Genomic DNA, 11556 nt, shown 5'->3' with positions numbered 1-11556 from the left:
TTTGCGGTGCAGAGGTTCGCCAAAAGACAAGGGCGCGTCGAGCCAACGGCGCCGCAAGCGAGACGACGAGGAGAATCCGCATGAAGCTGTACTACGCCGCCGATTCATGCGCGCTGGCCGCGCACATCGCGCTTGAAGAGGCCGGCCTGCCGCACACGCTGGCGCGCATCGATCACGCCACCAAGCTGACGGCCGACGGCGACAGCCTGCTGTCGGTGAACCCGAAAGGCTGCGTGCCTGCGCTGGTGCTCGACGACGGCCAGGTGCTCACCGAGAGCGCGGCCATCCTGCAGTACATCGCCGACCTCGCACCTGCGGCGCGCCTGGCGCCGCCGGCCGGCAGTTTCGGGCGCTACCGCCTGGCCGAGTGGCTCAACTTCGTTTCGTCGGAGCTGCACCAGGTGTTCATGCGCTTCACCATCGCCGACGCGCCGCCGGCGGTGCTCGCCGGCACCGTGCAGAAGCTGTCGAACCGCTATGCGTATGCGGCGAAGGTGCTGGGCGCGCAGCCGTATCTGCTGGGCGACGACTACAGCGTGGCCGACACCTTCCTGTACGTGACCACGCGCTGGTGCAAGTCGGTTGGCATCGACATCGCCCAATGGCCGAGCCTCGCGCGCCATGCCGCGGCCATCGCGGCGCGGCCCGGTGTGGTGCGTGCGCTGGCGGCCGAAGGGCTCGGCGGCTGAAGGCCCGTTTCAGCAATTCCACCTTGGCGACGAGGAGCAAAACCATGACGATCACTCTGACGTATCCCGAGGGCGGCGCGCTGGTCACCGGCGGCACCGGCAACGTCGGCGAAGGCGTGGTGCGCCGGCTGGCCGCCGCCGGCGTGCCGGTGGTGTTCACCTATCGCGGCGCCAGCAAGGAACGCGCGCAGGCGCTGCAGGCCGAGCTGCGCGACGCCGGCCACGCCGTGACCGCGCAGACCATGGATATGACCGACATCGCCTCGATCCAGGCCGTGGTCGACCAGGTGGTGAGCGAACACGGGCGCCTGCACACCGTGGCCTGCGGTGCGGGCGTGCCGGTCACCTTCAACCGCCTCGCGGATTTCAGTATCGAGGAGGTGGAGAAGTTCATGTGGGGCGATGCGCTGGGCTACTACCGCGTGTTCCATACCGCGATCCGCGCGATGAGGGCCGGCGGCGGCGGATCGATCACCACCTGCAGCACCATGGCGCTGCGCCGCTACGTCGCCTTCGACGGCATTTCGCCGCTGTCGAAAGGTTCGGTGGAAGCGCTGGTGCGGCAGATCGCCAAGGAGGAACGCGAGAACGGCATCCGCAGCAACGCGGTCGGCATCGGCTGGGTGCATGCCTATACCCGCGAGCAGTTCCGCAACTGGATCCCGCGCGAAAATCCCGCCGACCCGCAGACGCAGGAAGAGCGCACCACCGTGCTGCTCAACCAGCTCATCAACGGGATCGACCGGCCCGCCACGCCGTCCGAGGCCGGCGACCTGTTCGCCTTTCTGGCATCCGACCAGGCCCGGTACATCACCGGCCAGACCATCCTGCTCGACGGCGGCTTCACCCTGTAACAACGCGCCGCTCGCGAGCGGATCACCTGACATCAAGACGGAGAGCGGCGTGGCCGAGATCTACGACATCATCATCGCCGGCGGCGGCACTGCCGGCTGCGTGCTGGCGCGCCAGCTGTCGGAGAATCCTGCACACCGGGTGCTGCTGATCGAAGCCGGCCCGTCGGACGACAGCTTCATGGTCAGGATGCCCAAGGGCTTCGGCAAGCTCATGACCGATCCCAGGCGCGCCTGGTTCTACGACACCGACCACCACGAGCGCGTGCCCGGCGCACGGCCGGAAAAATGGTGGCGCGGCAAGCTCATCGGCGGATCGAGCGCGGTCAACGGCATGGTCTATCACCGCGGCCAGCCGCAGGACTATGACCGCCTCGCCGAACTCGGCCTTGCGGGCTGGAGCTGGCGCGAGGTGCTGCCGTATTTCATCAAGCTCGAAAACCACGAGCTGCCGGCCACGGATTTTCGCGGCCGCGGCGGTCCGCTGGACCTGATGCTGCATCCGCAAAAGCCGCGCCTGTCGGAGGCCATCCTGCAGGCCGGCAAGGCCATGGGCCTGCCGATCAAGGAAGAGCCCAATCTTCCGAATCAGGAAGGCATCAGCTACATCGTCTACAACATCGACCCGAAGACGCGCGAGCGCGTCAGCGCCGGCAAGGCCTTTCTCACGCCCGAGGTGCGCGCCCGGGCCAACCTGAGGATCCTGACGCAGACCCGCGTGGACCGCGTGCTGTTCGAAGGCCGGCGCGCCGTCGGCGTGGCCTGCACGCTCGCTGACGGCAGCGCCGCGCAGTATCGCGCGCAGGGAGAAGTGATCCTGAGCGCCGGCGCCATCCATTCGCCGCAGCTGCTGCAGGTGTCCGGCATCGGCCCGGCGCCGCTGCTGCAGTCGCTCGGCATTCCGCTGCTGCAGGACTTGCCCGGCGTGGGCGCCAACCTGCGCGAGCACTGGAACTTCTGGCTGCAGTTCCGCCTGCGCCATGCCCAGGACAGCGAGAACCGCGACTACGCCGGCCTGCGTCTGCTCGGGCATGTGCTGCATTACCTGGTGGCGCATCGCGGCCTGATGTCCTGGGGCTCCACGCAGATGTCCGCCTTCATCCGCACGCGCCCGGACCTCGATCGCCCCGACGCGCAGCTGATGTTCGCGCCCTACAGCCTGGATTTCGAGGCCATGGCCAAGGGTGGCGCGGCGATGGAGAAGCAGCCGGGCATGCACATGTTCGGCTATCCGCTGCGCGGTACCAGCCAGGGCAGCGTCACCGCGCAATCCGCCGACATGGCGCAGCTGCCGAAGATTTCGCCGGCCTATCTGCTCACCGACTACGACCGGCAGGTGACCATCGGCCTGGTCCGGTTCATTCGCCGGCTGATGTCGCAGCCGGTGCTGGCTCCCTACGTGGAGGGCGAGGTGGGCGCCACCGCCGGCGTGCATACCGACGACGAGATCATCGACTACGGGCGCCGCTTCGGCTCCACCAGTTTCCACGGCTGCGGCACCTGCAAGATGGGCCGTGCCGACGATCCCATGGCGGTGCTCGACGAACGCCTGCGCGTGCGCGGCGTGCAAGGCCTGCGGGTGATGGACGTGTCGGTATTGCCCGAGCAGCTGTCCGCCAATCCCTGCGGTCCGGTGATGGCGCTGGCCTGGCGCGCAGCGGACCTGATTCTGGACGACATGCGCCGATGAACCCTTGGCGGCGCCATCACCTTGGCTCGCGGCAAGACAGGAGACAGCGATGTCAGCACGACCGACACATGCGGGCGCCGGCGCCCGCACGGCGGTGGTCACCGGCGCCAGTTCCGGGCTGGGCCAGGTGACCGCGACGGCACTGGCCAGGCAGGGCTACCGCGTGATCGTGGTGGTGCGCAGCCGTGAACGCGGCGAGCTTGCGCTGGCGCAGATCCGCGCCGCGGTCGGCGGCCCGGCCGCGCTCGACCTGGTGCTGTGCGACCTCGGTTCGCTGGCGCAGGTGCGCCGCGCGAGCAATGCCATCGCCGCGCTGACCGATCGCGTCGACGTGCTGGTGAACAATGCCGGCGGGCTTGCCGATGGCTATCGCCTCACCGACGAGGGCTTCGAGTCCACCTTCGCTGCGAATCATCTCGGCCACTTCCTGCTCACGCAGCGGCTGCTGCCGTTGCTGGAGCGGGCGGCGCCGGCGCGCATCGTCAACGTGTCGTCGGTGGCGCACGGCTTCGTCAGGGACATGAGCTGGGACGATCTGCAGATGCGCCAGGGCTTCGTGGTGCTGCGCGCCTATGGCCAGGCCAAGCTCGCCAACATCCTGCACGTGCGCGAGCTGGCGCGGCGCCTGCCGCCGGATCGCGTCACCGCCAATGCGGCGCATCCGGGCGCGGTGCATTCGCGCTTCGGCACGCATGGCAGCGCGTGGATGCGCGCGCTCGACCGCATCACGCGCCACTTCATGCTCACGCCCGAGCGCGGCGCCGACACCATCGTCTGGCTCGCCACCGATGCTTCGCTCGAAGGTCGCAGCGGCGGCTACTACGCTCGCCGCAAGCTGCGTCAGCCCAGCGCAGCCGCGCGCAGCGACGAGGGCGCGCGGCGCCTGTGGGACATCAGCGAAGCGCTCGTGGCGGCCACCGTGGGCGCTGATCCGCCGTGACGGGCCCGGGCTGCCACGCCGTGTCGATACGCTTGGCCACCGCCACGGAGATACGGCGCTGGCGCTCCAGCAGCACCTGGTCCCTGGTCGGGAAGTGAAAGAAGAAGGTGCCCTTAGCCACGCGGCCCGCAGGCCGACCTCGCTCGCCTTGGCGTCCCGCACGCCGACGCGGCCGAACTCCTCGAGCCCCGTGTCGTAGACGCGGGTGAAGGTTTCCATGCGCTGCAGGTCGCGGCTGGTGGACGCGGTGTTGGCGGTCGCGGCGCCGCGGTCGATGCCGCGGCGGTCTTCGCTGAAGCCAGTGGCTTCGCTGGCCGCGGCCCTCGACGCTGTCGTATCGAGGGTGCCCGCACTGGCCGCGGCCTGCAGTCGTTCTATTGCTGCTGGTCGGGGACGGTGACGGTGATGCCGTCCATGTCCTCGGTCAGCGGCAGCTGGCAGCTGAGGCGGCTGCCCTCGCGGCGTTCGGCGGCGGTGCCTTCCAGCAGCCCTTCTTCGTCGATCGAGGGCTTGGCGAAGCGCTCCACCCAGGCATCGCCCACGTAGACGTGGCAGGTGCCGCAGGTGCAGGTACCGCCGCACAGCGCGAGCACGCCGGGGATGAGGTTGTCCTCCGCCGCCTCCTTGACCGTGCGCCCCGGCGCGATCTGCACCGCGCGCTTGCTGCCGTCGGCGAGGATGAAGTTGACCGTCAGCATGGGCGTCGGCTCACTTGATCTTCATGTTGACGTTCACCGGCGAGCGCTCGGTGGGCAGCCCGCCCCACAGCGGCTCGAAGTCCGGCGTGGCCAGGCGCAGCGCGGGGAAGCGCTGGATCAGCGCCAGCGTGGCGGTGCGCACCGACGGCCGCGCGATGGCCTGGCCGATGCAGAAGTGAATGCCGTAGCCGAACGAGGACACGTCGGTCGGCGCGCGGCGGATGTCGAACTTCTCGGGATTGGGATACAGCTCCGGGTCATAATTGGCGGCGCCCAGCGACAGCGCGATGGGCATGCCCTTCCAGACCTGCAGGCCTTCGAACTCGAAATCCTTCTTGGCCCAGCGATGGCGGAAGTTGCCGAGGCAGTCGATGCGCAGCACCTCCTCGATGGCGCTGTTGATCAGCGAGGGATCGCTGCGCAGCAGTTCCATCTGGTCCGGGTGGCGGCCGAAGCGCAGCGCGGCCAGGCCGATGGTGGCCGAGATGGTGCCGATGCCGCCGGTGAGCAGCACCATCAGCGTGGCGAACAGCTCCTCGGTGGTGATGTCGGAGTCGATGATGCTGCCGATGAGGTCATCCTTGGGTTCGACGCGGCGCTGCTCGATGAGCTTCTCGCAGTAGGCATACATGGCGTTGTAGGCATCCATGTATTCCTTGGGCTTGGGTTCGCCGGCCTTGAGGTTGCCGACCAGGCTCATCGAGTGCGAGTAGTGCAGGAACAGCGGCCAGTCCTGCTGCGGCACCGCCAGGAAGTGGCCCAGGAGCACAGTCACCGCGAACGGGATGGCGACGTCGGCCATCACGTCGATGTCGCTGCCGCGCGCTTCGAGCTGGTCCATCATCTGGTGGGCCAGCGCATTGAGGCCGGCCTGCGCCTCGGCCACGCGGCGCGGCGTGAACGCGGGCTGCATCAGGCGGCGCAGGCGCGTGTGCTGCGGCGGATCCACTTCGACGATGATCGGCAGGCCGTTGAAGTAGTCGATGTTGTCGAGTCCGGTGCCGGGCACCGGCACGGCGCTGATGAACTCCTGGTTCATCAGGCCGAACTTCACGTCCTTGTGGCGGGTGGCGAACGCGTGGATGTGGCCGTCCTGGCGGATGTAGCGCGGCGGCTGCTGCGCCCACTTGAGGAAATACTTCGACGGGTCGGACTTGATGGCCTGGCCATACATGTCGAAGTCGAGATGTTCGAATTTGGCCGGGTCGAGCTGCTTGAGATCGGGAATCACCGTGTCCTCCGCGGGATGAAGGTGCTGCTGATGTCCGCAGCGGCTGGCAGGCGCTCGAAAGAGGCTGCTGGCTGCGGCTGGTGGTGGGTCAGTTTGCTTGGGGCTTGGTGAACAAGCCATATCGGAAAATCCATATTTACCGCCTGATCGTCCAAGGGAATCGGCAGGAGCCGATCAAGGTTGCGCGCCGCCACGGCCTCTTCATCCGGACTGCGGCAGGCCGCGTTCGGCGCGATCGTCGGCCGCGTCGTAGATCGCCAGCGGCAGGCCTTCGATCTGCAGGTAATGCTTGTGCCGGCCGCTGGCCAGGCGATGGCTCAGCAAGATCTTCGAGCCCTGCTGCTGCAGGCGCGCACGCGTGGCCTCGACGTCGTCGACCATGAACTCCAGGGCCGCGAGCGGCGCGCGCACTGCGGCGGCGAGGCTCGCATCGGCCGCGCCTTCCACCAGCTTGATGCGATGGGCGCCGGTCTTGGCGCGCCGGCCCAGCCCGGCGGCATCGGCATCGCCGAAGCGCATGCCGAAGAAGCGTTCGAAATCCGCAGCCGCTGCGTCGAGGTCCGGCACCGTCAGGCTCACCAGGCCGAGCTTGGGCGCGGCCGCCGACTCCAGGTCCTTGAACGGCGCCAGCTGCGCCTCGTTGTCGCCGTCGGTGCAGATCATCAGCGGAATGCCGTGGAAGCTCGGCCCGAAAAGGTATTCGAACTTGGCCGGTATCGGCAGCCAGCTGGGCGCGGTGACGACATGTCCGGCCGCCACCAGTGCCTCTTTCACCGTGTCCGCATCGTCCACCGCGAGCGCCACTTCGAGCAGCGGATGCGGGATGCCGTGCAGGAACGGCAGGTCGCGCTGCGGCTGCAGCGGCTCCAGGCCGTGCTCGCCGATGCAGACGCGCACGCCGATGTCGCCCATGTCGGGCCATTTGAAGGTCAGGCCGAACGCGCGCTCGAAGGCCGCGACGTTGCGGTCGATGTCGTCGGTCACGTAAGCCACGCGGCACATGCGGGTAGGGCGCATCGAAGCAGTCTCCATTGTTGACGGCTAGCCGGCCGGCACGCCGGCGAGATGGCGTGCGATCAGGTAGCCGAAAGTGAGATTGACGGAATGGTTGCAGCCGTTGCCCGGCGGACGCCCGGCCCACAGCGAGTTCATGTCCAGGCCGCAGGCGTAGAGCCCGTCGATCGGCTGGCCGCCGGCGTCGAGTGCGCGGCCGTGGCCGTCGACGTTGAGGCCGAGCGTGGTCGTCGCGTCGCCGGGAAAGATCTTCACGGCATAGAACGGCGCCCGCTCCAGCACGCCGAGCGACGGATTGGGACGATGCGCGGGATCGCCCATCGACAGGTCGAAGCCGCTGACGCCGCGGCCGAACAGGGGGTCCTGGCCGCGGGTGGCGTGACGGTTGAACTCGGCGACGGTGGCGACCAGCGCATCGGCCGGCATCTGCAGGCGCTGCGCCAGTTCGGCCAGCGTCGGGGCCTCGATCAGGTAGCCGTCGCGCAGCAGGCGCTTGATGCCGTGGCCGCCGGGATACACCAGGCCGAGCCCGTAGCGGCGGATGAAGCGGCCGTCGCAGATCAGCCAGGCCGGCACCGAGCCGCTGGCGTGCATGGCCTCGGTGAACATCAGCGAGGCCTCGTTGCCGAAGCGCCGGCCGTGCGCGTTGACGGCGATGCAGCCGGGCTTGGGCTTGTCCAGGAACAGGTGCGGGAATTTCTGCAGGCTGCCGTCGCGGCGGCGATGCAGCGAGATCACGTTCCAGGCGGCGTTGCTCGGATTGCGCGGGTTCATCGCCGCGCCGACCGCCTGCGCCATCCTCAGGCCGTCGCCGGTGTTGCCCTCCGGCATCAGCGACTGGTGATGTTCGGCGTAGGGAATGTATTGCGCGCGCATCGCCGGGTCGGCCGAGAAGCCGCCGCTGGCCAGCACCACGCCGCGGCTGGCGGACACGCGCCGCGTCTCGCCGGCGACGCGCACCAGCACGCCGTCGACGCGCGAACCATCGCGCAGCAAGCCGAGCGCGGCGCTATGGTTGCAAAGCGTCACGCCGGCGTCGGCCGCGGATGCCAGCAGCCTCGCCGCCAGCGCATTGCCCATGGTCAGGCGCGTGCCGCGCGCATGGCCGCGCAGGCGATCCGCCGCGTAGCGCGCGGCCAGCTTCAGCGTATGCCATGCGGAGCGCCACGAACGCGTGGCGTTGATGAGGTGATCGGCGTCGGCGAAGCCCACCATCATGCCGCCGGGCGCATTGAACTCCTGCAGGGCCGGCCGCAGCTGCGCGAAGCGCGCGCCGAGCCTGCGCCCGTCGAATTCCTGCGGCACCAGCAGGCGGCCCTGGGCGGCGGCGCCCTCCAGCTCGGAGTGATAGTCCGGCATCGCGCCGGTGAGTTCGAAGCGCAGCTGCGTGTGCTGCTCGAACCACAGCAGCATCTGCGGGGCGTAGCGCAGGAAGCGATCGAGCAGATGGCCACGCAGCGCATCGCCGACCACCTGCTGCACGTAGCGCGTGGCGCGAGCCGCGTCGTCGTGCAGGCCGGCCGCCAGCATCAGGTGATTGGCGGGCACCCAGCAACCGCCGCCGGACCAGGCCGTGGCGCCGCCGAAATAGGCGGTCTTCTCCAGCAGCAGCACCTTCAGCCCGTGCCTTGCGGCGACGGTCGCGGCCGAAAGACCGGCGCTGCCCGAGCCGGCGACCACGACGTCGAAGCGGCCGTCCACGCCGTCGCCGTCAGGCATGCAGCGACGGATCGGCCGGCAGCATCGGCCGCGGCGTCTCGCCGGTGCGCGCGCCGGCCTGCCGCCGGCGCTCGATTGGCCGCGGCCCGGTCGGCGCATGCGCGAGCCTGCTGTACGCCGTCCCTCCACCGCCGTTCCGGCGGCCGGTGACGTCGCCGACGAAGCTTCCGATCCGCACCCGCCTGCCCATCGTCATGCCGTGTCGTCCGGTCTCAGGCGCGCATGAAGAAGCCGCCATCCACCTGCATGGTCATGCCGGTGAGGAAGTCGGAGTCGCGGCTGGCCAGGAACACCGCCACCGGCGCGAGGTCGGTTTCCGGCTTGCCGAAGCGGCGCAGCGGCACCTGGGCGATGGTGCCGTCGAAAGTCGTCGGCGCCGTCTCATAGGCCTCCTTGAGCGCGTCGGTCAGCATGATCGGATTGATCACGTTGACGGTGATGCCCAGCGGCCCCCATTCGCGGGCTGCGGTGCGCGACAGCGAGCGCACCGCTTCCTTGGTCATGTTGTATGCCATGCCGCCTTCGAGATTGACCTGCGCCTGCGGCGAGCCGAAGTTGATGATCTTGCCGCCCGCACGGCTCAGGTATGGGAACGCGGCCTTCATCGCCCACAGGGTCGACATGAAGCCCGAGCGGAACGTGAATTCCAGCACCTCTTCATCGAAGTCCTGGATCGGCACGAACACCGGCGCGTGCGTCAGCGCGCCTTCCTTGCCGAAGCCCTGCGCGTTGTTGACGAGGATGTCGATCGTGCCGAACGTCTGTGCGGCCTTTTCGATCATGGCGAAAACCTGCTGGCGCTGGGCGACGTCGCAGCTCAGGCCGAGCGCCGTTCCGCCCGCGGCGACGATTTCGCCCACCACCTTGTCCACCGTCGAGCCGGTGCGCGAGGCCACCACCACTTTCGCGCCTTCGGCGGCATAGGCCAATGCGATGGCGCGGCCGATGCCGCGGCCCGCGCCGGTGACCACGGCGACCTTTCCGTCCAGCTTGCCCATGTCGTGCTGCTCCACTGTCGATTGCGACTGAAAAAAGCGACCGATGACCCGCGGCAGGACGTGCCCTGGATCAGTAGTAGGTCTCCATGTTGCCGCCATCCACCACCAGGTATTGCCCGGTGATGTAGCCGGCGCTCTGCGAGCACAGGAAGGCCGCCAGATGGCCCACTTCCTCGGGCCGGCCGAAGCGGTTCAGCGGAATGCGCTTGAGCAGGTGGGCCATGAAGTCGTCGTAGCTCTGGCCGGCGTTGTCGGCGCAGTACTGGAACCAGGCCTGGTAGTTTTCGCCGGTTTCGACGAAGCCCGGCGGAATCGTGTTGACGGTGATGCCGAACGGCCCCAGCGCATCGGCGATGCTGCGCGACAGGCCCAGAGCCGCCGGGCGGTTGGTGTTGGCCAGCACGTAGTCGAAGCCGGCGGTGGAGCTGCGCACCGGCCATTTGCCGCAGCCCGAGCCGATGGTGATGATGCGGCCCCAGCGCTTCTGCTTCATGCCCGGCGACACCGCGCGCACGAAATGCGCGAAGCCCTTCACCACGTAGGCGTAGGAGCGGTCGAAGTCCTCGTCGGTGAACTGCTCGAACGGGCCCGGCGGCGGCGCCACCGGCGAATAGATGGCGATGTCGGGCGTGCTGCCGAAGGCCGCGACGGTCTGCGCGACGACGTGATCGTGCATGTCCAGCGAGGTGAGGTCGGCCGACACCGCGACCGCTTCACCGCCTTCGGCGCGGATGGCGGCGACGGTTGCGTCGAGCTGTTCCTGCCCACGCGCCACCACCACCACCTTGACGCCGTTGCGGCCGAGCTCATCCGAAATCGAGCGGCCGATGCCGTGCGAGCCGCCCGTGACGATCGCGATCTTTCCTGCAATACCTAGATCCATTTGACGTCTCCGCCATGCGGCCGTCGCGGCCGCCGATTGAAATAAAACTGACGAACAGTCAGTAATGCGCGCGCGCGACGGATGTCGCACGCGGGCTCAGGCCGTGGGCAGCTCGCCTTTGAGATAGCGGCTGGTCTGCTGGAAGATCATCTTCATCGCCAGCGGATCTTCCGCGTAAGGCTTGCCGCCGGTGTCGTTGCGGACGGCCTGCTGATCGAACGCGCGCTTCACCGCCGGGCGCTCGCGGATCGCGTTCCACCAGCGCCAGAAGTTGGGAAACAGCTGGTCGATGTGCGGGCTGAAGCGCTCGTAGCTCATCGTCGACGCGAAGCTGATGATGTCGGCGATGCTGTACTGGTCCTGCGCGATGAACTCGCGGCCTTCGAGCCGCGTGTCGAGCACGCCGAACAGCCGGTCGAGCTCGCGCCGCGCCTTCTCGGTGGGGTAGGGCATGGGCTCGGGCGCGTACATGGTGTAGTGCGCGAACTGTCCCCAGTGCGGGCCGAAGCCGGCCATCTGCCAGAACGTCCATTGCAGCACCTCGCTGCGCGCACGCGGCTGGCTCACCGGCGGGATGAAGCGCTGCTGCTTGTCGGCCAGATACACCAGGATCGCCCCGGACTCGAACACCGCCAGCGGCTCGCCGCCGTCGGCCGGCGCGTGGTCGATCAGCACCGGCACCTTGTTGTTGGGGCTGATCTTGAGAAACTCCGGGCGGAACTGCTCGCCGCGGCGGATATCCACCGGGATGATGCGATGCTCCAGCCCCAGTTCCTCGAGCAGTACCAGCACCTTGTAGACATTGGGCGTGGCGCCGAACTGCGTGCAATAGACGTCGAACAT

12 protein-coding genes are annotated in these 11556 nt (G+C 68.5%); 4 read left to right on the top strand and 8 right to left on the bottom strand.

The annotated features are described in order from the left end of the window. Positions 1 to 80: 80 nt before the first annotated feature. The 4 genes from K344_RS0101220 to K344_RS0101205 are packed head-to-tail and all read left to right on the top strand — an operon-like array spanning position 81 to position 4170. Complete coding sequence (locus K344_RS0101220; protein ID WP_028079148.1) at positions 81 to 689, top strand: glutathione S-transferase N-terminal domain-containing protein; 609 nt, start codon at positions 81 to 83, stop codon at positions 687 to 689. A 44-nt stretch (positions 690 to 733) separates the two neighbouring features. Further along, entirely contained in the window at positions 734 to 1543 is an 810-nt protein-coding gene (locus tag K344_RS0101215; protein ID WP_028079147.1) for an SDR family NAD(P)-dependent oxidoreductase, read from the top strand. A 49-nt stretch (positions 1544 to 1592) separates the two neighbouring features. Further along, entirely contained in the window at positions 1593 to 3230 is a 1638-nt protein-coding gene (locus K344_RS0101210) for a GMC family oxidoreductase (RefSeq protein WP_028079146.1), read from the top strand. A gap of 49 nt (positions 3231 to 3279) precedes the next feature. After that, positions 3280 to 4170 (top strand): SDR family oxidoreductase, encoded by an 891-nt coding sequence (locus K344_RS0101205; RefSeq protein ID WP_051361747.1) that lies wholly within the window; start codon positions 3280 to 3282, stop codon positions 4168 to 4170. 374 nt (positions 4171 to 4544) lie between these two features. Here K344_RS0101205 and K344_RS0101200 read toward each other — a convergent pair whose 3' ends face one another. The 8 genes from K344_RS0101200 to K344_RS0101165 form a co-directional block, all read right to left on the bottom strand. Beyond that, positions 4545 to 4868 carry a 2Fe-2S iron-sulfur cluster-binding protein gene (locus K344_RS0101200; protein ID WP_028079144.1) on the bottom strand — a complete coding sequence of 108 codons (324 nt, stop codon included), beginning with the start codon at positions 4866 to 4868 and terminating at the stop codon, positions 4545 to 4547. Positions 4869 to 4878: 10 nt separating this feature from the next. Continuing rightward, complete coding sequence (locus tag K344_RS0101195; protein ID WP_028079143.1) at positions 4879 to 6099, bottom strand: cytochrome P450; 1221 nt, start codon at positions 6097 to 6099, stop codon at positions 4879 to 4881. Positions 6100 to 6300: 201 nt separating this feature from the next. Then, positions 6301 to 7116: a VOC family protein gene (locus tag K344_RS0101190; protein WP_157622702.1), complete on the bottom strand. Its 816-nt coding sequence runs from the start codon at positions 7114 to 7116 to the stop codon at positions 6301 to 6303. A 24-nt stretch (positions 7117 to 7140) separates the two neighbouring features. Continuing rightward, positions 7141 to 8832: an FAD-dependent oxidoreductase gene (locus K344_RS0101185; protein ID WP_028079141.1), complete on the bottom strand. Its 1692-nt coding sequence runs from the start codon at positions 8830 to 8832 to the stop codon at positions 7141 to 7143. Continuing rightward, positions 8825 to 9028: a hypothetical protein gene (locus tag K344_RS0101180; protein WP_028079140.1), complete on the bottom strand. Its 204-nt coding sequence runs from the start codon at positions 9026 to 9028 to the stop codon at positions 8825 to 8827. The genes K344_RS0101185 and K344_RS0101180 overlap by 8 nt, the downstream gene beginning before the upstream one ends. Before the next feature lie 16 nt (positions 9029 to 9044). After that, positions 9045 to 9830, bottom strand: coding sequence for an SDR family NAD(P)-dependent oxidoreductase (locus K344_RS0101175; protein ID WP_028079139.1), 786 nt, complete (start codon positions 9828 to 9830; stop codon positions 9045 to 9047). Positions 9831 to 9900: 70 nt separating this feature from the next. Continuing rightward, complete coding sequence (locus tag K344_RS0101170; protein ID WP_028079138.1) at positions 9901 to 10713, bottom strand: SDR family oxidoreductase; 813 nt, start codon at positions 10711 to 10713, stop codon at positions 9901 to 9903. Positions 10714 to 10809: 96 nt separating this feature from the next. Continuing rightward, complete coding sequence (locus K344_RS0101165) at positions 10810 to 11556, bottom strand: glutathione binding-like protein (RefSeq protein WP_028079137.1); 747 nt, start codon at positions 11554 to 11556, stop codon at positions 10810 to 10812.

The organism is Solimonas soli DSM 21787, from assembly GCF_000474945.1.
Lineage (GTDB): Bacteria > Pseudomonadota > Gammaproteobacteria > Nevskiales > Nevskiaceae > Solimonas > Solimonas soli.
Note: the sequence above shows the minus strand (reverse complement) of the source record. Positions and strands in the feature narration are given on the sequence as shown.

Coding starts and splice junctions, on each gene's coding strand:
- K344_RS0101170 (WP_028079138.1), bottom strand. CDS start 10,713: ATGGATCTAGGTATTGCAGGAAAGATCGCGATCGTCACGGGCGGCTCG.
- K344_RS0101215 (WP_028079147.1), top strand. CDS start 734: ATGACGATCACTCTGACGTATCCCGAGGGCGGCGCGCTGGTCACCGGC.
- K344_RS0101205 (WP_051361747.1), top strand. CDS start 3,280: ATGTCAGCACGACCGACACATGCGGGCGCCGGCGCCCGCACGGCGGTG.
- K344_RS0101200 (WP_028079144.1), bottom strand. CDS start 4,868: ATGCTGACGGTCAACTTCATCCTCGCCGACGGCAGCAAGCGCGCGGTG.
- K344_RS0101175 (WP_028079139.1), bottom strand. CDS start 9,830: ATGGGCAAGCTGGACGGAAAGGTCGCCGTGGTCACCGGCGCGGGCCGC.
- K344_RS0101220 (WP_028079148.1), top strand. CDS start 81: ATGAAGCTGTACTACGCCGCCGATTCATGCGCGCTGGCCGCGCACATC.
- K344_RS0101190 (WP_157622702.1), bottom strand. CDS start 7,116: ATGCGCCCTACCCGCATGTGCCGCGTGGCTTACGTGACCGACGACATC.
- K344_RS0101165 (WP_028079137.1), bottom strand. CDS start 11,556: ATGTTCGACGTCTATTGCACGCAGTTCGGCGCCACGCCCAATGTCTAC.
- K344_RS0101185 (WP_028079141.1), bottom strand. CDS start 8,832: ATGCCTGACGGCGACGGCGTGGACGGCCGCTTCGACGTCGTGGTCGCC.
- K344_RS0101180 (WP_028079140.1), bottom strand. CDS start 9,028: ATGACGATGGGCAGGCGGGTGCGGATCGGAAGCTTCGTCGGCGACGTC.